We start from the raw sequence: 22,363 nt of genomic DNA on the forward strand, positions 1-22,363 counted from the left end.
CAACTATTACGTAGCCATCTGACTTGGCACTTCTACTCCTGGTTTCCCTCTGACTCGGCAATGCCGGCCCGCAGGCTTGCCAGGTCGACTTCGCTCTGGCGGAAGGCCCGGTCCGCAACCGGCAGGTGCTGGTCCAGCATGTCAAAAACCTGCAAGTCGCCAGTTGCCTGGGGGGCACTGAATTCCAGCAGGTGGCCGGCAAACTGGCGGTCATCACTGATAAAGTGCAGGTGCCAGCCCGCGGCCGTGACGCTGCCAAAAATTTCCGGGGCGTAGTAGCCGATAATGGTCCCCTTGACCTGGTCCCGACTAAAGAGCGCCTGCATATGGGCCACCTCCAATAAGTTCGGGTACGGGGGTTCCTGCTTTGGCATAATCCGAATCTTGACGTGGCTGAAGGTCCCCGTCAGCCGCAGGGCCGCGAACACGTTTTGCAGTTCGTGCTGCCGGATAAAGCTGCCGTTAAGGAGATTAAAATCCACCCCTGTCAAGTTCACCGCCTCCAGATCGGTCGGCGTGTGGACTGAGGCAAACGGTAACTTCGCCTGGGGATCGGTAACGTGGTTGACCGTCCCGTCAGCAACCGCCTGGTAAACCTCGCCGTCCAGGATCACGACTTCCCCGTCGATGCCGTCAAAGGTGCCAATCCCCGCCGAGCCGTGCTTCAATAAGTCGGCCACGGTAATTGTCCCTGCCATGTTGCCAGCCATTAACGAGGCTAACGTGCCGTGTTCGTATAGTGTACTGATAGTATCATTTCCCTTCCTTATCCTAGTTGTGAATCAATCAAGTGGGCCGCTAGTTCTTTATTGTTGCGGTAATCAACCGGAACGTCAACCACCACCGGGCCATCGGTGCTAAAGGCCTGGTGCATAACCCGCTTCAGGTCGGCCGGCGTTTCCACCCGCAAACCAGTTGCACCAAAACTCTCGGCGTACTTGACGATGTCGCAGTCACCAAACTTAACCCCCGCCGCTTGCGGGTACTTCATCTCTTCCTGGAACTTCACCATGTCGTAGTGGCCGCCATCATTCCACACGATCACGACCAGGTTGAGCCGGTGCTGAACGGCGGTGGCCAGCTCGGCCCCAGAGAAAAGGAAGCCGCCGTCGCCGCAGACCGCCACGGCCTTCTGGTCGGGATGGAGCATGGCGGCCACCATTGCCCACGGCAGGCCGACCCCCAGGGTTTGCATCCCGTTGCTGATGAGCAGGTGCCGCGGCTGGTAGCAACGGAAGTGGCGGGCCATCCAGATGTAGTGGGAGCCAACGTCTAAGGACACGATCATATCGTCGCTAACGTTTTCCTGAATGGCCTGCACGACGGCCAGGGGGTGGCTCTGCGGACCATCCTGTGGTGCGGGCAGCTGCTTATCCCGGTCGAGCTCGTGCCGGTAGGCTGCCAATTGTGCCTGGGCCGCCGCCGGGTAGTTAAAGCCGGTTAGCAACTGGTCCAGCTGGGTCAGACTGGTGGCCAGGTCACCGACCAGCTGCATAACTGGTGTGTAGTGGTTGTCAATCTGCGCCGGCTTCGTATCCAGGTTGACAATCCGCAGCTGGTCCTCCTTGTTCCAGTTACGCGGTTCATACTCAATCGCGTCGTAGCCGACCGCGATTACCAGGTCACTGTGCTGGAGCAACTGGTCACCGACCTGGTTGCGGAAGAGCCCGATCCGGCCAAAGTAGGACTGGTCTTCCAAGTCGCGGGAAACGACCCCGGCCGCCTGGAAGGTTTCCACCACCGGAAAAGCGTAATGGCGTAACAGCTGGTGGAGGGCACTGGCAACTGCCGCGCTGCCACCCCGCTGGCCAACTAGGATGACCGGCAGCTGGCTGTGCTTAATCAAGTCCACCAGCTTGGCCAGGTCACCGGGGTCCGCTGGCCCCATCTTCGGCGCCTCATAGATTGGCAGAGGCTGGTCATCGACCACCGCGTCGTCGACATCCTGGGGCAGGCTGACGAACGCCGCCCCCTTTTCGGCCCCTTGGCTGGCTTCAAAGGCGTTCGCCATCGTTTCGGAAATGTTGGCAGGGTCCTGAATTTCCGCGCTGTACCGGGTAATCGGCGCCATGATCTCGGCCGAGGGGGTGCTCTGGTGGGTCAGCCGGTGAAGGTCCTTGCGCTGGACTTGCCCACCGATTGCCAGGACGGGGTCGCCCTCCGCGTTGGCCGTCATGATTCCGGTCGTCAGGTTCCCCACCCCCGGGCCGGACGTGCTGATGGCAACCCCGGTCTTGCCGGTCAGGCGGGCATAGGCCTGGGCCATGAAGACCGCGTTTTGTTCGTGCCGGGTTACGATTAATTTGGGGGCGTCCCCGCTGTCTTGCCCATCCAGGGCCTCAAACAGCCGGTCAATCTTGGCCCCGGGGATTCCGAAGACCAGCTCAACCCCGTGTTTCCGCAAACTGTCGATAATGACGTCCGCACCATAGCGTTTTTCTTCCATCTCAACCACCTCTATTGCAAAGTTAAAAGTCCATTAAGCAAAAGTTTAGGTCCTTTCAGCAGATTTCACAAGATTGCCGTTTCTTCACATACGCAAAAGCATGGTCAAACCGGCAAAAGTTTTTTTGCTGATTTAACCATGCGCGAAATTACACAATTAGGATTCGTTACTCCCCACTGCTTTGTGGACGCTTTCTATTAGTCTTGTGAATCGATTTGACCCCGAGAATATCCAGGAGGAAGGTGAAAATCGGCACCCCGACAATCAGCCCCCAGGTCCCCCAGAAGTGTTCCCCGATCAGCAAGACAATGAAGGTGTAGAAGATCGGCAGGTCGGTTTGGCTGGACATAAACTTCGGGTTCAGGACATAGGCCTCAAAGGCGTGGATGACAATGACCATAATGATGATGTAGATCACGTCTCGAATCCCGCCAACCGAGTACGCCACGATGCTCAAGGGAATCGTCGAGATGATGACCCCGGCGACCGGGACCAGGCTAAAGACGAAGACCACCAGGGCGAGGGCAAAGATCTGCGGCATCTTCATGAAGAAGAGGCAGATCGTGGTAATCACCGTATTGCAGATGGCGATGAAAAACTGGGCCTCCAAGACAACCCCGAAGGTATTGGTAAACTTCTTGCCAAAGTAGGCGACGTCCTGGAAGAACCAGGCGAACTTGCTCTCCAAAAAGAGCCGGGAGAAGCTCTCCATCTGGGGCAACTCCAGGGTATAGAAGAAGCTGAGGATTAGCGAGAGGAGGAAAGTAAAGGCCACGATCCCCACGCTGGTGATGGTACTGACCGCAATCGTCAGGCCGTGCCGCAGCTGGGTCATGATCGTCCCGGTGCTGACGTAATGGTTAACGTACTGGTAAAAATTGGTGGCGTCATTGGTACTGTAAAATTTCAGGACCGAGTTGACCATCTTAATAATCTGCCGCACCAGCACTGGCAGGTACTGGGTAATTCCAAAGTACAGCAGCAGGATTAACAGTGCGTAGGTGATAATGACCACCACGGCAGGCGACAGTTTCGGCAGCCAGCGCCGCACCAGGTGGACCCAGTTAACCACGATGTAGGTCAGAATAAAGGTGAACAGGATCATGTTCATCATCGACCGCATCATCCAGAGGGCAAAAACAATCACCGCCAGTACGGCAAAGCGGCGCACCTCAACGTTTTCTATAAAGCGGTGCCAAGCATCCGTCATATCATCATCCCTTTTTAATTGCTATTTACACGAAGGCTACCTTCAACTATTCATAATACTACTTTCTACCTTAATTTTTGTTTGTTGACTTAAAGTACCAATTATAAATCCATTGTAGATTGATAGTTGGACGCTCGCTATTATGTTTGAGTTCAGCCTGTATATCATTCAGTGACAGATAAAGTGTCTGGCCCATCTTTTCCTTTTCAATTTTGGAAAGATAGCCACGTTCGCTAAATTCGATGTTTAACAATTTACCGTTCTCAAATTGTTTTTTAGAATGTGCATAGGAGAGTGAGTAACTATTAAGTCGTAAATAATCTCCCTTTTCGATTACATTTGTTTTCGCAATGTAACAGGTAGGCGGCTCTGTGGTGCTATTAGCAACAGTATAATTAGGAAGATAATTAAAGGGCATAGTATTCATTGACGTAGCTGTCACAAATGGATATTGATTCTTAGGGTGTTTCATGTGGGTGGCATAATAAAAATTGTATTTGCCTAGATTGTTTGCTCCATAGGAAAATACCCCGACGATTAGAATAAGGCTAAGTAGGGTCCAAAACCATGTTCTTAATTTCATAATTATCTCCTCCTGAAAATTCGGCGAACAAAGCGTCGCGCACGACTAAAGCCGCGTTTAACCGATGAAACAACCCGGTGGTAGGTTCGTTTCACGAAGTTTCCCGCTCGTTGGAAAGTTCGGCGAACGCCAAAATAAATTTGCCGGCCGGTAGAAAACCACAGGGAAGTCATTCGTTCCCTTTAGTTCCGCTGCCGGCCGTAACTCTTTTCCCTCATCGTCGACGTACTTCAGCGTCAGGTGGATCTGCCGGTTGATAATCAGCTTGGTTTGCAGGGCTGAGCCGAAGAGGTCGTACCGCACGCCGCGGACCGGTACAAATTGATATTAGCCGGTGCCGGTGAGAAAAAGGCGTAGGTGAAGTTGCTCAAGAAGGCCACCCCGAGATAACCACCGTAAGGCAAGTCCCGGTCTCCGTTCAGGTTAATCCCGGTTTGACTGTCATAGTAAATGATGCCGTCTTGGATGTTCAGGTTAGGCTCACGGGGAAAGACCGCCGCCAGGTTTGCCAAGTTGGTAGCCTCACTCTCATCGCTGGAATTCCTCCCAAATTTCAGTGGTGTTTTTTAGCAAAAATGATTATATCTTAATAAAATTTTAATGTAAATACTCAATATATAAAAGATTTCCAATTATTTTGCCAGACTTGTTCTTCTTTTCCGATAAATAATGTATAGGGTGTTATAATAAGCACATTACGTTAGATAAAGAAAGAAGGAACCGTTGCAATGTTAGAAAAGACGTTCTACAAGTCACTGCTGAGCCGCTCCTTTACTTTTCCGGTTAAGGTTGTCTACTGGGATGGTAAAAGTGCCGTTTATGGCAATGGCGAACCAGAAGTAACCATCACCTTTAAGGAAAAAATTCCGATTCGCGACGTTACCAAGAACGCCTCAATCGCCCTGGGGGAAGCCTACATGGACGGGAAGATTGAAATTGACGGCAGTATCCAAAAGCTGATTACCTCCGCTTACGAGAGTGCCGACAGCTTCATGCGGAGCTCCAAGTTCCGCAAGTTCCTGCCGAAACAGGGCCACTCCGAAAAGGAAAGCGAGTCCGACGTGCAAAGCCACTACGACGTCGGCAACGACTTTTACAAGCTGTGGCTGGACGACACGATGACCTACTCTTGTGCCTACTTTACCGATGGCAACTGGGACGACCTGACCAAGGCCCAGGAAGACAAGGTCCACCACATCTTAAAGAAGCTGGATCCTCAGCCTGGCAAGACCCTCCTCGACATCGGCTGTGGCTGGGGGACCCTGATGCTGACCGCGGCCAAGGAATACGGGCTCAAGGTTACCGGGGTCACCCTGAGTGAAGAACAGTACCGCCTGGTTCAGCAACGGATCAAGGATGAGGGCCTGGCAGGCGTGGCCGAGGTCAAGCTGGTCGACTACCGGGAACTCGGCGACCAGACCTGGGACTACATCACCTCCGTCGGAATGTTTGAACACGTCGGCAAGGAAAACCTCGGCCTCTACTTCAAGGACATCAACCGCTACCTGAAGAACAACGGGGTCGCATTAATCCACGGAATCACCCGCCAGCAGGGCGGCGCCTACAACGGCTGGATCAATAAGTACATCTTCCCCGGCGGCTACATCCCCGGCCTGGAAGAAATGGTCGGCCATATCGAAGAAAACCATATGCAGATCGCCGACATGGAAATGCTGCGGCGGCACTACCAGCGAACCCTGGAAATCTGGGACGCCAACTTCAACGCCAACCGCAACCAGATCCAGGATATGATGGGCGAGCGCTTCACCCGGATGTGGGACCTCTACCTGCAGGCCTGCGCCGCATCATTTGAATCCGGCAACATTGACGTAATCCAGTACCTGATTACCAAGGGTGCTTCCGGCAAGAACCTGCCGATGATCCGGGAATACATGTACGAAAAATAAATTTTAATCCAATTACAAAAGCAGCCATTAAACTAACGAAGTAGAAGACGTTAGTTTAATGGCTGCTTGCTTTTTTCCGCGTTTATTCTTCCAGATCCTTGGCTACCTCGTCAAAGCGGTCCTTGATGTAGTTAGCCGAGGCCGCAAGCTGCTTCTCCTCTTCGGCGGTCAGATTCAGCTGGAGGGGCTTCACTACCCCCTGCTGGCCAATCACTGCCGGGTAGCCGCAGTAAGTGCCGTACTCTTCCCGGAAGTTCGATACCGGCAGCTCAATCTTGGCGTCGTTCAGAATCGCGGTTACTAAGCAGAGGGCGGCCGCCGCAATCCCGAAGTTGGTGTAGAACTTCCCGTGGAAGACCGTGTAGCCGCCCGCCTTGGTTGCTTCCGCCAGGCCGTCCAGGTCAAGCTGGTCGCTGGCCGCGGCGAGGTCCGTAATGTTTTGGCCCAGGACCCGGACTTGTGACCAGGCAGCAAACTGGGAATTGCCGTGTTCACCCAGTGCGTAGCCGGACACAGACCGGGGATCAACGTCCAGGGCCTGCCCCACGACCTTCTTTAAGCGGGCCGTGTCGAGCAGGGTTCCCGTCCCAATCACCTGATGTTGCGGCAGGCCGGTGTACTTTTGAAAGAGCGCCGCAATCACGTCGCAGGGGTTGCTAATGGATACAACCACCCCGTTGAAGCCGACTTCCTTCAGCTTGGTCCCGACTTCCTTGGCCGCTCGGCTCGTCACCTTTAATTCCATGAAGCGGTCATGCTTAGCATCATCGTTTTGGATCCCGATATTGCCCACGGCGATCACCACCACGTCGGCATCCGCTAATGCCGCGTAGTCATTTTTCACGACGTGCGTATGGGTTGGCAGGTTTGCCGCCGCGTCTTCAAAGTCCGTCGCGTTGGCGTTGAGTTTTTTCTGATCCGTATCGACCAGGACCAGCTCATCCACCGTTCCCGTTACCAATAAATTATTGGCGAGGGTTTCACCAACGTGGCCCTGACCAATCACACCGACTTTTCGTGTCATTTGCAACCCCTTCTTTCCTGCATCCGCATTACTTTTCTAATTTTGTTTTAATGATACTTTAATCGTTCAGGAGTGGAAAGTCAACCATGATTTTAAAATAACGCATCCACCCCAGTGTGTAAGAGAGTGAGAAAAAACGCTCCAAATCGGCTAGCAAGCTGATTTGGGGTGTTTGTCTTCGAACCTCCGCAAGGATGGCTACGCCGCGCAGCAAGCCTATTTTAGGTTGGTCAAACGCTGATTTATCAGCGCTTGAACTGCCAGCCAGCTACTGCGCTGAGGCATTATTAATCTATAAAATAGTTAAGATGTTGATTCCCAGCCCCTTTCAAAAAATCGGGTAGCTGTCCGTCAATCCTGATGCTGAGCGCTCCACGCCGCTGGGTCCTGCCGCCAGTCTTGGAGGGATTGCAGGTGGTCAGCGCTGATTAACCCGTCCTCTTTTGCAACGTTGATCAGGGTCGGGTAGTCCGTAACCGCATAGTAGTCAAGACCGGCCGCCGCAAAGTTCTGGTCCGCCGCGGGCAGCTGATAGCTAAAGACGGCAACCACGCCCACGACTTCACCGCCCGCCTGCTGGACTGCCCGCACCGCGTTGAGGACGCTGCCACCGGTCGAGATCAGGTCATCAATCACGACCACCTTTTGGCCAGCGGTCAGCACACCCTCAATTTGCTTGCCCCGGCCATGGTCCTTCGGCTTAGAACGAACGTAAACCAGCGGCTTGCTTAGCTCCTCCGCCACCCAGGCAGCATGGGGGATCCCGGCCGTCGCCGTCCCCGCTACTACGTCCGCATCCGCAAAGTGCTCCTTAATCAAGGCGGTCATCCCCTGGTAAATCGCCTGGCGAACCGCCGGGTAGGAAATGGTCAGCCGGTTGTCCGTGTAAATCGGCGAATGCAGTCCGCTGGCCCAGGTATAGGGCTGGGCTGGGCTGAGCGTCACCGCATGAATTTCCAGCAGGTCCTTCGCAACTGTTTCTGAATAGGTCATGGTTAGTCCTCCCCTTCTAAAAAGTCATGTTCAATCTGCCGGTAGGCCTTAACCGGGTCCGCACTTTGGGTAATCGGCCGGCCGACGACAATCGCGTTGCTACCGAGCGCCCGCGCCTGACCGGGCGTCACCACCCGCTTCTGGTCGCCCTTGGCGGCATTTTGCGGCCGGATTCCGGGAGTCACACAGAGAAACTCGGGTCTCGTCACCTGCCGAATGGCTTGCACTTCCTGGGCGGAGCAAACCACCCCATCAGCGCCGGCGTCCTCTGCTAACCGGGCATAACTCTGGACGGATTCGACCAGGGAGAGGCCGACGTGCTGTTCCTTATGCAGGGTCGCCTCATCAATCGAGGTCAGCTGGGTGATTGCTAGTAAGCGGGGTGCTGGCAGGCCCGCCGCGGCAGCGCCAGCTCGAAGCCCCGCCGCCCCGGCAGCCACCATCTCACTACCTCCAGCCGCGTGGATCGTCGTAAAGTCGACCCCGAGTTGCCCCAGCACGAACATTGTCCGCTTCACAGTATTGGGAATGTCATGAAGCTTAAGGTCCAGGAAAATCTTAAAGCCCCGTTGTTGGGCCGCTTTAATAACTTCCGGGCCAAAATGATAATAAAGTTCCATCCCGATCTTCAAAATCGGCCGCGGCTCGACCGTTAGCTGGTCAAACAGGCTGCTGGCCGCCTCCTTGGTCGCCACGTCAATCGCAACCATTGGTGAATAACGCTTCAAAATCTTACCTCCCATAAGTCAGTCAGCTTCTTGATTCCGTAACGGTCCATTACCAGGGGCAGGTCCGCCACGATCCGTGGACAGGCCAGGGGGTCGTGGAAACTAGCCGCACCCACTTCAACGGCGTTCGCCCCCGCCATCATAAATTCCAGCACGTCCTCGGCGGTTTCAATCCCACCGACCCCGATGATCGGCAGGCTGGAAACCGCCCGGACCTGGTGGATCATCCGCAGGGCCATCGGTTTCAGCGCCGGGCCGGACAGGCCGCCGGTCACGTTGGCGAGGACCGGCCGGCGGGTGCGCAGGTCGATGCTCAACCCGGTCAGCGTATTAATCATCGTCAGGCCGTTGGCGCCCCCGCGTTCCGCCGCCTGGGCAAGGGGCACGATGTCGGTCACGTTGGGCGTCAGCTTGACGTAAATCGGCTTGCCCTTGGCCCGTCGTACTACTTTGCGGGTCAAGCCCTCCAGCACCGCCGGGTCGGTCCCCATGGCCAAGCCACCGTGCTTGACGTTGGGGCAGGAGACGTTCAGTTCAATTGCGTTGACCGTCGGCGCCGCGGCAAGCTGCTCGACGACCGTTTCATATTCCGCAGTGGAGAAGCCGGCCGCACTGGCAATCACCGGCAGACTAGGGTAGTGCTGGTGCAGCCAGGGCAGCTTTTCCTTGACAACCGCGGTGACGCCAACATTTTGCAGGCCGTTGGCATTGAGCCAGCCGGCACTGGTTTCACAGACCCGGGGCTGGGGATTCCCCGCCCGGGCGTGGAGGGTGGTTGACTTGAGGACCAGCGAGCCCAGCAAGTTGAGGTCATAATTTTTTGCCAGCTGCTGGCCATAACCACAGGTACCGCTGGCCGGAATAATCGGGTTCTTGAGTGATAATCCGGGAAGTTCGACCGCTAAGCGTTGTGCAGTTTCCATCTAAAGTGCTCCTTTCGTTCGATAACAAAAAAACAGCGCGCCACCTAATCTTCCTGATTAAGCGCTCGCTGTGCTTTCGTCTTTCTCGTATGCCAAACACCGGACCGTTTTGCTCTCACAGGAGTCAATTAAATGGTTTCGTATTCAACAAAATACCTTTGATCACATTGATGGTTTCCACCCCGCCTGCTCAATCCACTGCTGACGGCTGGAGAAATTCTGCAAAAATAATGGCCGTCTTAGCAGTGGACTAAGAAGGCCGTTTTTGGTAACGCACAATTAAATCCTTCTTAGCCTCACGGGACTAGTTTAAAGGTAAATTTGTTAGTATTGATAATAGTCACTCCGGCGGAAAAAGTCAACTCCCTTTTCCACCGGTAGCTGGTTAAACCACCAGGCTTAGTAGCCACACCCCGACGAGACCGGCAATCACGGACATCGACATCGACCGGGTGAAGTAAGCCACGACCATCACAATCACCGCGGCCAGGATCTGCTCAACGTGGCCGAACGGGACGAAGCGGTAGCCCGCCGTCGTGATAAAAATATTCTTCACGACCAGGGCCGTAAACAGGCTGACGGGCACGTACTTCATCCACTCATTAAACCATTCTGGAATATGCCGGGTTGAGAAGAACAATACCGGGAAATAGCGGGGAATGAAGGCCGCAAACGCCGCAAAAATGATAACCACCAGGTGATATAAAATTTTATTTTGACCGGTATGTGCAACTAATACCGGCAGATTACTAAATAGCTGTTCCATCCTCTGTCCCCACTACTTATTCTGTGACTGCTCTTGGTCCTCAAGCTGCTTCTTGACCGCGGCCAATTGCTGGCGTTCCTGCTGGTCTTCCACCGTCGTGCGGGTAATTTTCGGTCGGAAGAGCTTGGTTAAGAACCAGTTGCTTTCCGGGTGCTTGCTGCGCCGCCGGACGGTATTTTCAATTAGGAAGCCGATAAAGGAGGCAATCAGGGTGGCAATAATCACCCCAATAATGCTCTTGGTCAGCACCATGAACACTACTGCCAAAATCGCCGAGAGGATACTGATCACCAGGGTGAGGTGGCTTTGGACCTGCATGACGATCATGTACAAGAACAGGGCCGTCAGCGCAAAGTCAACCACTTCCAGGTTAATTGAAATTGCACTGCCGATCAGGCCCCCAACCATGTTGGCGACCGACCACGAAATTAACGAGTAGTGTTCGACCATCAGGGCATCCTTTGGGGTCCATTTTTTATCCGTCGCAAACTTGAGGTAGTTGATCGCGTAGTTTTCATCGTTCATGGAAACGGCGAACAGCCAGATAAAGTGCTGCGACTCACTCTTAATGTACTTGGATAAACTCGACCCGAGCAACGCGTACCGGAGCTCCAAGAAAAAGAGCGTTAAGAAGATTGACGAGAGGGGCGCGTTAATGGTCAAGAGGGACGCCAAGATAAACTGGGCACCCCCTGAAAAGACAACGATTGACACGATCAGGATCATAATAAAATTGAATCCCGCTGCGTGCAATAAAATCCCACAAGCTAACCCAATTGGAATATAGCTCAAGCACAGCGGCATCGAAACCCCGAGGACTTCGAGCCAGCGTGCTTTTCCCGGATTTATTTGTGCTTTTACCACAGAATTTCCTCCAATGTTTGTCAACTTATTTAATAATTAAGACGACACAATGCTTCTCTAGTCTACCATACAATAAATTGCTTGAGTATATAAAGAGCAGAAAATTTCCCGGGAAATTTTCTGCTTTGCCTGCTTATTTAGCCTGTTTTAAGGGCAGGGTGACCACAAAGGCCGTTTCGTTTTCATCCGAGGTTACCGTTACCGTCCCGTGGTGCAAATCGACAATGCTCTTGACGATCGCCAGCCCTAAGCCGGTGCCGCCGGTAGCCCGGGAACGGGAAGCTTCCGCCCGGTAAAAACGTTCAAAGAGGTGGTCGAGGGACTGGGCCGGGATCGGGGTCCCATCGTTGGCCACCGTGACCTCCACCTGGTCTGCCCGCTGCCGGGCATCGACCCGGATGTAGCTTGCGCCGTTGCCGTACTTAAACGCATTCGCCACCAGGTTATTGAAGACCCGGCCCAGCTTTTCGGGATCGGCCTCAATCATCAGCGGGTTCGGGACCACCTTGGAGGAAATCTCAATCCCCCGGTGCTGGGCCTCCAGTTCAAAGCTCGCCGTCAGCTGCTCCAACAGCTGGTTGAGGTCAATCCGCATGATGTTGACCGGAGCCCCGTGCTGCTGCACCTTGGTATATTCAAAGAGGTCTTCCACCAGGTTTTTCATCTGCTTGGCCTTCTCGTAAGCCGTGTGGGTGTACTTGAGGATGTCCTCCTCGCTCTGGTACTGCTTGTCCTCAATCAAGCCCAGGTAGCCGATAATGCTGGTCAGCGGGGTCCGGAGGTCGTGGCTGACGTTGGTAATCAGCTCATCCTTGGACTTTTCGATCTTGCGTTCATCATCCATTGACTTGACCGCGCTGTCCACCAAGGCGTTCACGCTGCTAATCACGTGCTGCTCACTTCCCTTGAGCCGGAAGGGAATCCGGTGGTCAAGGTGGCCCTGGGCGATGTAGTGCAGTTCGCCGATAATATGGTTCATCTGGTAAAGGTGGTAGCGCCGCCGCAGCCGCCACCAGACTACCCAAGCGTCGATGATCACAAAGAGAACAATGATAATCCGCTGGTAGCTCCAAATCTGGGTTTGGAAGGGCCCCAGCCGCAGGGACTGCTTAATCATAAAGATCCCGCTGGTGACCCCGGGGTTGCCCTGAATCACGTCCTGGATAATCATGATAATCGCCATGTTTAGCAAGACCAGGAGGATTACGGTGACCACTCCCTCCAGGATCAAAGAACTTTTTTCACGTCCAGTTAACTTCACACTTTTCCCTCCGGCAGCCGCAGCTAGTGGCTTTCAACCTTGTAACCGACGCCCCAAACGGTTTGAATTACCTTTTCGCCGTTAGTAGCCTCTTCAATCTTGTCCCGCAGGTGGCTGACGTGAACCATCACCGTCTTCGCGGAAACGACGCTCTCCTGCTGCCAAACCCGCTCAAAAATATCATCCGCCGAGAAAACCCGGTTGGGGTGGCTGGCCAGCAGGTACAGGATCCCGAATTCCAGGGCCGTCAGCTGGATAACGTCGCCCTTAATCGTCTTGACCTCATGGGAGTCCTTATTGATAATCAGTGGGCCGACGTTGAGGACATCGGGCTGGTCATTGGTAACCTCCCCCTGGGTCCGCCGCAGCAGGGACTTGACCCGGGCCATTACTTCTAATGGGTTGAAAGGTTTCGTGACGTAGTCATCCGCCCCAGAAATCAGGCCCTGAATCTTGTCCATGTCCGCCGTCTTCGCGGAAAGCACCAGGATCGGAATATCCGAATCCTTGCGAATCTGCTTGATGACCTCCATCCCATCCATTTCGGGCATCATCAGGTCCAAAATCACCAGGTTAATGTCCGGGTTGGTGTTGAGCTTGGTCAACGCCTCCTTGCCGTCATATGCCGATAACGGCTCGTAGCCCTCGTTGCGAATGTAAATCTCAAGCAGTTGAACAATTTCCTTATCGTCATCAACGACTAGAATTTTCATATATCGCCACTCCTTCTTTTCACACTTACTCACATTATTTATTATAGCGAACCAGCTGGGGATTGACGATTAATTCCCGCCAGCTTAATGAAAAGTTTAAGGCCCGCCGCTTAGTTTTCCGCGTCGAGGTTCGCCGGGTCCAGGCCGAGGCTCTTGCGCAGCAGGTTGGAAATCCGCTGCTGCTCATCCTGGGGCACGACTTCAAAGGCCTGCCCGTCGCTGCTTTCCCCTTCCCCCTGGGCGTGATCCTGACTCACGTTCTTCGTCGCCTTCCGGTAGTGCCGGGCCAGCTGGAGCATATCGTCAAAGGTCAAGTCGGTCTTAGAGTTGTGCGAAATCGACTTGAGAAAGGCCCGGTTGAGAACTGTCTTGTTGGACACGGACTTCTTCAGGAGGGCTTCAATAATCAGCTTCTGCCGTTGCTGGCGGCCGTAATCACCCTGAGGATCATCATAGCGCATCCGGCTGAACTTCAGGGCCGTGGTGCCGTTTAGGTGGTAGCTTTCTCCTTTTTCAAAGTGACTCCCCTCATAGTCGAAGGTCAGCGGCGAGGTCACGGTAACCCCGCCGACCTGGTTAATCGCCTGCTTGAGGCCGCCCATGTTAACCAGGACGTAGTAGTCAATTGGAATATTGAAGTGCTTTTGAATGACGTTAATGGTCTCCTTGACCCCACCGAAGGTATAGGCCGCGTTAATCTTGGCCGGCGAATCTTCCGGATAGCCCGGCAGGTTAACCTTCATATCCCGGGGAATGCTGACGATCTTGGTCTGCTGGGTCTGCGGGTTAATCGTCATAATCATCACCGTGTCAGTCCGCCCCTTGTACGACCGGCCAAGCGCTCCCGTGTCGGTCCCCAGGAGCAGGATTGACACCGGCCGGCGTTGGTCTAGCACCTTCTGGGCATCCCGCTGGCGGGTCGCCCCCGACGAATTAAACATCTGGTTGGTCGTTACCTTGACATTGTGCCAAGCCAAGAAGGCGTAAATCCCGGCAAGTACCGCTAGCAGCAGGACCAGCCAGCCGAAGATTTTCCAGCCACGGTGGCGGTGGGGCCGTTCCGCTTGCTGGCGGTAGTCGCTACGGCGTTCAAACTGCTCCTCATCATGGTTATTCATGTTTACAATCCCCCATCATTAAATCTCACTACTGATTGTACCAGTTTCCCGCCCCGATAAAGCAAAGAGCGTAAGAAAAACCGGCAAAAGTTAGCTGAAAAGCCACTTTTTGCCGGTTTAATTTTAATCAAAATTCTTGCTCAGACCTACTTGTAGTTTGGTGCCGCCTTGGTAATTTGGACGTCGTGTGGGTGTGATTCCCGCAGGCCGGCGTTGGTAATCTGGACAAACTGGGCCTTGTCGATCAAGGTCGGGATGTCAGGCGCGCCAACGTAACCCATCCCCGAACGCAGGCCCCCATCGATTTGGAAGACGATGTCGGAAACGTCACCCTTGTATTCTACCCGGGCTTCAATCCCTTCCGGAACTAACTTGTTGGCTTCGTTAACACCGCCTTGGAAGTAACGGTCGGATGAACCGTGGGCCTGGGCCATCGCGCCGACGGAACCCATCCCCCGGTATGCCTTGTAGCGCCGGCCGTTTTCTTCAAAGACTTCGCCAGGAGCTTCGGTCGTCCCGGAGAGCATACTACCGAGCATGACGGCATTGCCACCGGCGGCCAGGGCCTTAACGACGTCGCCGGAATACTTGATTCCTCCGTCGGCGATGATTGGCTTGCCGTATTCACGGGCTACCGATGCGGCATCGTAAATCGCCGTAATCTGGGGAACCCCGACCCCAGCAACCACCCGGGTCGTGCAAATGGAGCCAGGGCCGATGCCGACCTTAACCACGTCGACGCCCGCATCGAAGAGCGCCTTGGTGGCTTCACCAGTGGCCACGTTTCCGGCAATCAGGGTCGCATCTGGGAAGTGGTCGCGGATTTCCTTGATCTTGCGCAGCACCCCAGCGGAGTGGCCGTGGGCGGTATCAATCACGATGGCGTCCGCACCGGCTTCTAATAAGGCGGTTGCCCGTTCAAAGGTGTCGCTGGTCACACCCACGGCAGCGGCACAGAGCAGCCGGTTGTGACCGTCAACGGCCGCCTTAGTAGCGTTAGCGGGAACGACAACGCTCTTGACGTTGGCGACTTCGCCCGCCTGCGCCTGGATCGACATATTTTTATGAACAACGCCAAGACCGCCCTGGAGCGCCATGGCAATTGCCATTGGCCCTTCCGTAACGGTATCCATTCCAGCACTGATCAGCGGAATATTTAACTTAATATTCTTCGCCAGCTGAGTGCTCAGGTTAACCTCATTCGGTAAAACGTGACTTTCTGCTGGAATCAGTAAAACATCATCAAAAGTTAACCCTTTTTTGGCAAACTTTGTGTCCCAATTTGACATTGATCATCCACACTCCTTAATTTTGGTTAGGTCAATGCTACTAGTAATTGGGCACAAAATCAAGAAAAAGTTAAGATTCGGGCGAAAAAGTCAGCAAATCGTTCGCACTTTCCTGGTCAATTACCAGGGTGTTGGCATAACCGGCGATCAGAACCCCGTTGATTGCCGGCACCTTGGCAACGTTGGCCGCAACCAGGATGCTGTGTTTCTTCTTCCTTAGCTCCGGCAGGTCGATGCCAATAGTCCGGCGGTTGATGTCCTGGTTGACCACCCGCCCCTGACTGTCGATAAAGCGGGAAAAAATATCGCCGACCGCCGCCTTTTGGAGGTCCTGCTGCTCCTGTTCTTTGAAGTAACCCAGGCGAAAGAGCAGGGCAGAGTCCCGAACGGTGCCAACGGTGAACATGGCGATGTCCGCTTCCCGCCCGAGTTTAAGGATGTACTTGATGTGGGTATCATTGGCAACCAGCTCCTTGGTCTGGGCATGGTCGAAGATGACCGGAACCGGCAGGTACTGCGGCGGGGTGCTGAAGGCACTGGCAAAGGTGTTGACCGTTTCAAAGGCGTAGTTCCGGGTTTCGGTGTTCGCCATGCTCCCCTTCATTTGGACGACCTTAACCCCTGAAACGTCCTTGGGCGCGATGTGCAGGGCCACCTGATAGACGGTCCGGCCCCAGCCCAGCCCGATAATGTCGTTATCCTGGACGATGTCCTCCAGGTAGCGGGCCCCGGCCACGCCGACTTCTTCCAGCGGGTCCTTTTTCCCCGGAACGATAATTACCCTTTTCAGCGCGGCGTACTTGGCCAGCAGTTCGGACTCCAGCTGCTGGAGGGGGGCCAGCGGGTTATTGATTTTAACGGTTACCAGGCCCTGGTCGCGGCCGAATTGGAGTAGCCGGGAAACCGTTGCCCGGGAAATATTCAGTTCCGTTGCAATGTCCTGCTGGTTATACCCGTCCCGGTAGTATAGGGTCGCGACCTTCAGCGCCTGACTTATTTTTTTCGTATCATCATTAACCATCGTTGATCCTCCTCAACAAAAAGGAGGGTCCGTTACAGAATCCTTCTGAAACAAGCCCTCTCGATCATCACTGGCTGGCCAGCATTAAGTTCTGGCTTATTATACCATTACTTTCCAGCAATCGCCGTTTCCAGTGAAATATTAATCATGTCGTTAAACGTCTTTTCCCGCTCTTCCGCGGTCGTCTTTTCTTCACCAAAGATCAGGTCGCTGACAGTCAGCACGGACAAGGCCCGGAAATGCAGCTTGGCAGCAAGCAGGTACAGGCCGGCAGATTCCATTTCCGTTCCCAAGATACCATAGTCACGGAGTTTCTGCATATCGAGTTCGTCATTGTAGAAACGGTCCGCCGCAAAGATGTCACCGACCTTGGTGTCGATGCCCAGCTTTTCTGCCGCGTGGTAGGCAGTGTCCAGCAGCTTGAAGTCAGCCAATGGCGCGTAGTGGAAGCCCGGGCCAAAGGTGTTCACGGTTACTGCCGAATCAGTCGAGGAACCCTGGGCCAAAATGACGTCCCGCAGGTGAACGTCCGGTGCAATGCCCCCGCAGGAGCCAACCCGGATAATCGTCTTTACGCCGAAGAACTTCACCAGTTCGTTGATGTAAATGGACATGGACGGAATCCCCATCCCGGAACCCTGGACGGAAACCCGGTGGCCCTTGTATTCACCGGTGTAGCCGAAGGCGTTCCGGACGGAGTTAACCTGCTTAACGTTTTCCAAGAAGTTTTCCGCAATGTACTTTGCCCGCAGCGGGTCGCCGGGAAGTAAAACTGTGTCTGCGTAATCACCCATTTGGGCGCCAATATGTGTACTCATTTCATGTTCCTCCTTAATCACTCAATTACTTCATGAATTAATTCTGGCTGGTCATAGTGGTCGCTGATGTCAATGCTCTCGTCCAGCAGCTGCTCGACGGCTGGCACTTCCTCCTGGTTGCTGTAAATCGTGAGGAGCGGTTCACTGGCTTCGACCCGGTCGCCAAGCTTATGGTGGAGTTCGATGCCGACGCTGTAATCCAGCTGGTCATCCGCCTGCTGGCGGCCGCCACCGAGAAGCATACTAGCGGTGCCGACCTCATCAGCGGACAGCCTGCTCAAGATTCCCGCGCGCTTGGCCCGGTACGGAATTCGGTACTTAGCCTGGGGCATCACGGTGTAATCATCAACCACCCGAACGTCACCGCCCTGGGCCGCCACCATCGCCCGGAAGCGGTCGAGGGCCGTTCCGTCCGCGATGGTTTGCTCCAATAACCGGCGTCCTTCTTCTGGCGTCTTGGCCTTGCCGCCCATCACGACCATATAGCTGCCCAGGGTCAGGACCAGTTCGGTCAGGTCGGCTGGCCCCCGGCCCTTCAGGACGTCAATGGACTCTTCAATTTCCAGGGAGTTGCCGACCTTGTTGCCCAGCGGCTGGTTCATATCCGAAATCACCGCCATGCACTGGAGGCCGGCCTGCTTGCCGATTTCCACCAGGGCGTGAGCTAGTTCCCGGGACTGGTCAAGGGTCTTCATAAAGGCCCCGGCCCCCGTTTTGACGTCAATTACCAAGGCGTCGGTCCCGGAGGCGATCTTCTTGCTCATAATCGAGCTGGCAATCAGGGGAATTGAATCCACCGTATCGGTAACGTCCCGCAGACCGTAGATTTTCTTGTCGGCTGGCGCCACTTCGCCGGTTGCGCCGACGATGGCTAATTTTTCGTCAGCCACCTGCTTGATAAAGTCGGCTTCACTAATTTCAACCTTAAAGCCGGGAATCGCCTCCAGCTTATCCAGGGTTCCACCAGTGTGGCCGAGCCCCCGGCCGGAAATCATCGGTACCGGGATCCCGGTGGCCGCCACCATCGCTGCGAGCGGCAGACTGACCTTGTCGCCGACCCCACCGGTCGAGTGCTTATCAACTTTGGTCCCCGGGATGGCACTTAAATCTAAGTGGGTTCCCGAGTGCATCATCTTCATGGTCAGACTGGTCTGTTCTTCACTGGTCATCCCCTGAAAGTAAATTGCCATTAACAGCGCACTGACCTGGTAGTCTGGAATTGACCCGTCGACCACCCCGTCCACGAAGAACTGGAGCTGGTCGTCGGTCAACTCGTGGCCGTTTCGTTTGGCGTCAATTATGTCCACCATCCGCATCGTTGGCGTCCTCCTTTTTAGTTAGTCGTTGCTGATTTCCTTGTAGAAGCTCGTTCCCCGCTTTGGCTCGACGTTGAAGTTTTCCAAAATCGTGGCTCCCAAGTCGGAGAAGGTCTTGCGAAGGCCCAGTGACTGGTTGCTTTCGTTCATCGATGGGGAGTAAACCAGCAATGGCACATTTTCCCGAGTGTGGTCGGTCCCCTTGAAGCCCGGATCGTTCCCGTGGTCAGCCGTAATCATCAGCAGGTCGTCCGGCTTCATCTCCTTCAAGACGGTCCCCAGCCGCTTGTCAAAGTCCATCAAGGCCTGACCAAAGCCCTTAGGGTTCCGCCGGTGACCGTACATGGCGTCAAAGTCCACCAGGTTGGTGAAGCAGAAGCCGGTAAAGTCCTGCTTCATTACCTCATCCACGTGATCCATCCCGTCCATGTTGCTCTCGTTGTGGTAGCCTTTGTCAATTCCTTGGCCGGAGAAGATGTCGTTGATCTTGCCAACGCCGATCACGTCGTAGCCGGCAGCCCGCAAGCGGTCCATGTCGGTTTCACCAGTTGGCTTCAGGCTAAAGTCGTGCCGGTTGGCGGTCCGGGTAAAGTGATCCTTGTCCGGGCCGACGTACGGCCGGGCAATGATCCGCCCCACCGTGTATTCAGGACCGTTGACCAGGGTCCGGGCGTATTCACAAATCTTGTAGAGCTCTTCTACCGGGATCACGTCTTCGTGGGCGGCAATCTGCATTACCGAGTCCCCGGAAGTGTAAAGGATTAGCTCGCCGGTCTTCATCTGCCGTTCGCCGTAGTCGTGGATTACTTCGGTCCCGGAGTAAGGCTTGTTGACGATGACCTTCCGGCCGGAGAATTTTTCCAGCTTGTCGACGATTTCTTGGGGGAAACCGTTCGGGAAGGTCGACAGCGGCTTAGTAACCGGCAAGCCCATCATTTCCCAGTGGCCATCCATACTATCCTTACCAGCTGAGATTTCTTCCATCTTGCCGTAGTCACCGATTGCCGGGTCGACCACCGGAACGCCTTCGATCGGCGTATCCCGCAGGTTGCTGATGCCTAACTTGCCGAGGTTGGGCAGGGCCAGTTTGCCCTTGTAGTATTCACCAACGTGGCCCAAAGTATCCGAACCAACATCATCGAACTTATCGGCGTCATGAGCGGCACCAGTACCAACTGAGTCCATTACAATCACAAATACACGTTTATATGACATCTTGACCCCTCCAATTTGTTAACTAAAAACGTGGCGGCAAATTAATCCTGCTTGGCAGCCTCTTCCAAAATCTTGACGGACGCGGAAACGCCGAGCCGGTTTGCCCCGGCTTCAATCATGTCGTAGGCTTCCGCCAGGCTGTGGATCCCACCGGCAGCCTTGATCTTGAAGTCCGGACCAACGGCTTCCCGCATCAGCTTAACGTCTTGAGCCTTGGCACCCGACGTGGAGAAGCCGGTAGAGGTCTTAACGAAGTCCGCCCCGCCCTTGACGGTCAATTCAGAGGCACGCTTCTTTTCTTCGTCGGTCAGCAGGCAGTTTTCAATAATCACCTTCAGCAGCTTGCCTTCGGCGTGGGTTGCTTCGGCGACCGCCCGGATGTCATCCTCAACCGCTTGGTCGTTGCCGCCCTTCAATTCGCCAATGTTGATGACCATGTCGATTTCATCGGCACCGTCTTCAATCGCCTGCTTGGTTTCAAAGACCTTGCTGGCCGTTGACGTTGCCCCAAGGGGGAAGCCGACTACGGTACAGGTGTTGACGTCGGTTCCTTCCAGGCCTTCGTGAACCCGCTTGACCCAGTATGGGTTGATACAGACGGAGGCGGTGTTGTACTTCCGGGCTTCTGCCACCGTCTGGTCGATCATCGCGGCGGTTGCTTCTGGCTTGAGCATTGTGTGGTCCATGTACTTAGCTAATTGTGCTTGCGTTAACTTCATTATTAAATCTCCTCTTTTTCTTTGAATTCGCTTTCATTATTCGCTATGTGTACAGTGTAACAAGTAATTGAAATAATGTCCACATTATTTAAGAACATTTTTTCAAAAGCTAATATAATTTAAACAACGGGCGCGGGCTGGTGACCAGGTTAATGGTCTCACCAGCCCGCGCCCGCTTGATATAACTGTTGGGTACACGGTTAAGCAGAAGTGATTTTAATAACGAAAAATATCCAGTTTCAATTCCGTGCTCAGGTCTTCCAAGACGCCCAAGCCCGCGATACTATTGCCCGCCTTATCCAAGGGCGGACTGAAAATACCAATTCCTACCCGGTTCGGTACGGCGGACATCAGACCACCACCGACCCCGCTCTTCGTCGGCACCCCGATAATCGACGAGTAGGTGCCGGACTCATCATACAGGCCGGTCGTCATCATTAACGACTTGGCGTAAGTTGCCGCCGCGCCGGAAATCAGTCGTTCCTGATCCCAGGGTTTAACCCCGTTATTCGCCAGCACCGCACCCAGGTTGGCCAGGCTGACGGCGGTGACCATCATGGAGCACTGCTTGAAGTAGGTGGTCAGGCTGGCGGTGACGTCGGCCTGCAGGATCCCATTCGCCTTCAGGTAGTAGGCCAGCGAACGATCCGTATCACCGGTCCGGTCTTCGGATTCAAAAATTTCATTATTGAGGGTAATCTGCGGGTCATGGCAGATTTCCCGGGCAAACATGATAATCTGCTCAAATGGCTGGCGGTCTGCCAACGGCTTGATTAACGACGCCACCTCAATCGCCCCCGCGTTAATAAACGGGTTCAATGGGTGCCGCGCCTGCTCAATTTCCATGTTCAAGATCGAGTTAAACGGGAAGCCGGTCTGCCGGGCCCCGACGTGTTTGGTCACTTCGTCCAGGCCCAGCTGCTTGACGGCGTACAAAAACACAATTACTTTGGAGATACTTTCAATGGCGAAGCGAACGTTTGCGTCGCCCGCCTGCTCTAATTCGTTTTGTTCTAAATCATATAGCGCCACGCCCAGCTGCTTTGGTGCGACCTGACCGAGCGCCGGAATATAATCTGCTACTTTTCCATTCGCGGTTTTTGCCAAATTATTATCAACGACCGTTTGTAGCTTCAATCCGACCACCTCCTGCCCCTCATCTTATCTTTAAAATTATAAAATATCAAATAAAAATAATTTGATAAATGATAATTGGAAGGGGAATGATTGGTTGTCAACTAATCATTTTCTTAATAAACAACGGGGCCGAATTGTTAGCTTTAAAATAGCAAAGAGGCTGGGAGAAACTATATTTTCTTCCAGCTTCTTGCTAGTTCTTAACTATTACAAAGATAACGTGGAAAACCTACAGGCTAACTTCGTGTCGTAACCACAAGGCTAGTGTCTAACTACGAACGCTAGCCGGCCCGTACCGTGCCAACTATCGTT

The 22,363-nt window shown here is 54.1% G+C and carries 23 protein-coding genes; 1 reads left to right on the forward strand and 22 read right to left on the reverse strand.

Translation table 11 applies throughout. The features are described from left to right. Window positions 1–32 precede the first annotated feature (32 nt). The 6 genes from budA to HMPREF0494_RS11600 form a co-directional block, all read right to left on the reverse strand. On the reverse strand, window positions 33–749 hold the full coding sequence (gene budA, locus HMPREF0494_RS03800; RefSeq protein WP_040458767.1) for an acetolactate decarboxylase: 717 nt from the start codon (window positions 747–749) through the stop codon (window positions 33–35). A 17-nt stretch (window positions 750–766) separates the two neighbouring features. Then, a complete protein-coding gene (gene alsS, locus HMPREF0494_RS03805; RefSeq protein WP_007123611.1) occupies window positions 767–2,446 on the reverse strand; it encodes an acetolactate synthase AlsS in 1,680 nt (559 codons plus the stop codon). A gap of 166 nt (window positions 2,447–2,612) precedes the next feature. After that, a complete protein-coding gene (locus tag HMPREF0494_RS03810) occupies window positions 2,613–3,656 on the reverse strand; it encodes an AI-2E family transporter (RefSeq protein WP_007123612.1) in 1,044 nt (347 codons plus the stop codon). A gap of 70 nt (window positions 3,657–3,726) precedes the next feature. Continuing rightward, a complete protein-coding gene (locus HMPREF0494_RS03815; protein WP_007123613.1) occupies window positions 3,727–4,239 on the reverse strand; it encodes a hypothetical protein in 513 nt (170 codons plus the stop codon). 57 nt (window positions 4,240–4,296) lie between these two features. Next, window positions 4,297–4,542 (reverse strand): hypothetical protein, encoded by a 246-nt coding sequence (locus tag HMPREF0494_RS11595; RefSeq protein WP_007123614.1) that lies wholly within the window; start codon window positions 4,540–4,542, stop codon window positions 4,297–4,299. Beyond that, complete coding sequence (locus HMPREF0494_RS11600; protein WP_007123615.1) at window positions 4,500–4,751, reverse strand: hypothetical protein; 252 nt, start codon at window positions 4,749–4,751, stop codon at window positions 4,500–4,502. The genes HMPREF0494_RS11595 and HMPREF0494_RS11600 overlap by 43 nt, the downstream gene beginning before the upstream one ends. A 216-nt stretch (window positions 4,752–4,967) precedes the next feature. Here HMPREF0494_RS11600 and HMPREF0494_RS03825 point away from each other — a divergent pair, with 216 nt between their 5' ends. Continuing rightward, on the forward strand, window positions 4,968–6,146 hold the full coding sequence (locus HMPREF0494_RS03825) for an SAM-dependent methyltransferase (protein WP_007123616.1): 1,179 nt from the start codon (window positions 4,968–4,970) through the stop codon (window positions 6,144–6,146). 82 nt (window positions 6,147–6,228) lie between these two features. Here the strand turns inward: HMPREF0494_RS03825 and HMPREF0494_RS03830 are convergent, their stop codons facing one another. The 16 genes from HMPREF0494_RS03830 to glsA all read right to left on the reverse strand — a co-directional run bounded on the left by HMPREF0494_RS03830 (window position 6,229) and on the right by glsA (window position 22,051). Then, window positions 6,229–7,170 (reverse strand): L-lactate dehydrogenase, encoded by a 942-nt coding sequence (locus HMPREF0494_RS03830; protein ID WP_007123617.1) that lies wholly within the window; start codon window positions 7,168–7,170, stop codon window positions 6,229–6,231. 351 nt (window positions 7,171–7,521) lie between these two features. Further along, a complete protein-coding gene (gene pyrE, locus HMPREF0494_RS03835; protein WP_007123618.1) occupies window positions 7,522–8,163 on the reverse strand; it encodes an orotate phosphoribosyltransferase in 642 nt (213 codons plus the stop codon). 2 nt (window positions 8,164–8,165) lie between these two features. Further along, window positions 8,166–8,906: an orotidine-5'-phosphate decarboxylase gene (gene pyrF, locus HMPREF0494_RS03840; protein WP_007123619.1), complete on the reverse strand. Its 741-nt coding sequence runs from the start codon at window positions 8,904–8,906 to the stop codon at window positions 8,166–8,168. Then, window positions 8,888–9,814 carry a dihydroorotate dehydrogenase gene (locus HMPREF0494_RS03845; protein WP_007123620.1) on the reverse strand — a complete coding sequence of 309 codons (927 nt, stop codon included), beginning with the start codon at window positions 9,812–9,814 and terminating at the stop codon, window positions 8,888–8,890. The genes pyrF and HMPREF0494_RS03845 overlap by 19 nt, the downstream gene beginning before the upstream one ends. Before the next feature lie 385 nt (window positions 9,815–10,199). Beyond that, window positions 10,200–10,580 carry an AzlD domain-containing protein gene (locus HMPREF0494_RS03850; protein ID WP_007123621.1) on the reverse strand — a complete coding sequence of 127 codons (381 nt, stop codon included), beginning with the start codon at window positions 10,578–10,580 and terminating at the stop codon, window positions 10,200–10,202. Window positions 10,581–10,592: 12 nt separating this feature from the next. Then, entirely contained in the window at window positions 10,593–11,444 is an 852-nt protein-coding gene (locus tag HMPREF0494_RS03855; protein ID WP_040458769.1) for an AzlC family ABC transporter permease, read from the reverse strand. A 133-nt stretch (window positions 11,445–11,577) separates the two neighbouring features. After that, window positions 11,578–12,705: a sensor histidine kinase gene (locus HMPREF0494_RS03860; RefSeq protein WP_007123623.1), complete on the reverse strand. Its 1,128-nt coding sequence runs from the start codon at window positions 12,703–12,705 to the stop codon at window positions 11,578–11,580. A gap of 23 nt (window positions 12,706–12,728) precedes the next feature. Next, a complete protein-coding gene (croR, locus tag HMPREF0494_RS03865; RefSeq protein WP_007123624.1) occupies window positions 12,729–13,418 on the reverse strand; it encodes a response regulator transcription factor CroR in 690 nt (229 codons plus the stop codon). A gap of 110 nt (window positions 13,419–13,528) precedes the next feature. Continuing rightward, window positions 13,529–14,536, reverse strand: coding sequence for an LCP family glycopolymer transferase (locus HMPREF0494_RS03870; protein WP_007123625.1), 1,008 nt, complete (start codon window positions 14,534–14,536; stop codon window positions 13,529–13,531). Between the two features lie 146 nt (window positions 14,537–14,682). Continuing rightward, window positions 14,683–15,825 carry an IMP dehydrogenase gene (gene guaB / locus HMPREF0494_RS03875; RefSeq protein WP_007123626.1) on the reverse strand — a complete coding sequence of 381 codons (1,143 nt, stop codon included), beginning with the start codon at window positions 15,823–15,825 and terminating at the stop codon, window positions 14,683–14,685. A gap of 70 nt (window positions 15,826–15,895) precedes the next feature. Continuing rightward, window positions 15,896–16,846: a sugar-binding transcriptional regulator gene (locus tag HMPREF0494_RS03880; protein ID WP_007123627.1), complete on the reverse strand. Its 951-nt coding sequence runs from the start codon at window positions 16,844–16,846 to the stop codon at window positions 15,896–15,898. Window positions 16,847–16,953: 107 nt separating this feature from the next. Further along, on the reverse strand, window positions 16,954–17,664 hold the full coding sequence (gene deoD / locus HMPREF0494_RS03885) for a purine-nucleoside phosphorylase (RefSeq protein ID WP_040458770.1): 711 nt from the start codon (window positions 17,662–17,664) through the stop codon (window positions 16,954–16,956). A 17-nt stretch (window positions 17,665–17,681) separates the two neighbouring features. Then, window positions 17,682–18,980, reverse strand: a complete 1,299-nt coding sequence (locus tag HMPREF0494_RS03890) for a pyrimidine-nucleoside phosphorylase (RefSeq protein WP_007123629.1) — start codon at window positions 18,978–18,980, stop codon at window positions 17,682–17,684. A 21-nt stretch (window positions 18,981–19,001) separates the two neighbouring features. Next, entirely contained in the window at window positions 19,002–20,195 is a 1,194-nt protein-coding gene (locus HMPREF0494_RS03895) for a phosphopentomutase (RefSeq protein WP_007123630.1), read from the reverse strand. Window positions 20,196–20,236: 41 nt separating this feature from the next. Continuing rightward, window positions 20,237–20,914, reverse strand: a complete 678-nt coding sequence (gene deoC, locus HMPREF0494_RS03900; protein WP_007123631.1) for a deoxyribose-phosphate aldolase — start codon at window positions 20,912–20,914, stop codon at window positions 20,237–20,239. Between the two features lie 216 nt (window positions 20,915–21,130). Beyond that, window positions 21,131–22,051, reverse strand: a complete 921-nt coding sequence (gene glsA, locus HMPREF0494_RS03905; protein WP_040458771.1) for a glutaminase A — start codon at window positions 22,049–22,051, stop codon at window positions 21,131–21,133. Window positions 22,052–22,363: the final 312 nt, after the last annotated feature.

This window comes from Limosilactobacillus antri DSM 16041 (genome assembly GCF_000160835.1).
GTDB lineage: Bacteria > Bacillota > Bacilli > Lactobacillales > Lactobacillaceae > Limosilactobacillus > Limosilactobacillus antri.